This window comes from Pseudoalteromonas sp. S3178 (assembly GCF_005886985.1).
Classification (GTDB): domain Bacteria; phylum Pseudomonadota; class Gammaproteobacteria; order Enterobacterales; family Alteromonadaceae; genus Pseudoalteromonas; species Pseudoalteromonas carrageenovora.
Window position 1 is genome coordinate 1 of record NZ_PNCW01000415.1, and the last position, 467, is coordinate 467.

At 45.8% G+C, this 467-nt stretch carries 1 protein-coding gene; it reads right to left on the minus strand.

Features of this window, described 5'->3' with window-relative positions; all coding sequences use genetic code 11:
• On the minus strand, nt 1-467 hold a 467-nt coding region (locus tag CWC11_RS21535; protein WP_502704824.1), incomplete at both ends, for a beta/alpha barrel domain-containing protein.

The following is a 467-nucleotide window of genomic DNA, read 5'->3' on the forward strand; positions in this document are numbered from 1 at the left end:
TGATTTCATAGGTGTTTTGTGCTTTTAAGACGCCGTCTTGGTGAATACCCGAGCTATGTGCAAAGGCATTTTCACCCACAATTGCCTTGTTTGGCTGCACCGGCATATTGCAGATTTTAGCAACTTGGCGCGACGCACGATAAATCTCTTCACTACGAATATCGGTGTGTACTTTTAGGTGGTCTTGGCGCATCTTCATGATCATCGCCACTTCTTCTAGTGAGCAGTTACCTGCACGCTCACCAATACCATTGATGGTACATTCGATTTGTCTTGCACCGGCTTGTACCGCCGCGATTGAGTTTGCCACCGCAAGTCCTAAATCGTTGTGACAATGGACGCTTAGTCTGGCTTTGTCGATGTTAGGCACATTATTTCGAATATGGTAAATCATCGCTGCATACTCGTCTGGCGTGACATAACCTACAGTATCAGGTAAGTTAATCGTAGATGCACCGGCATTAATC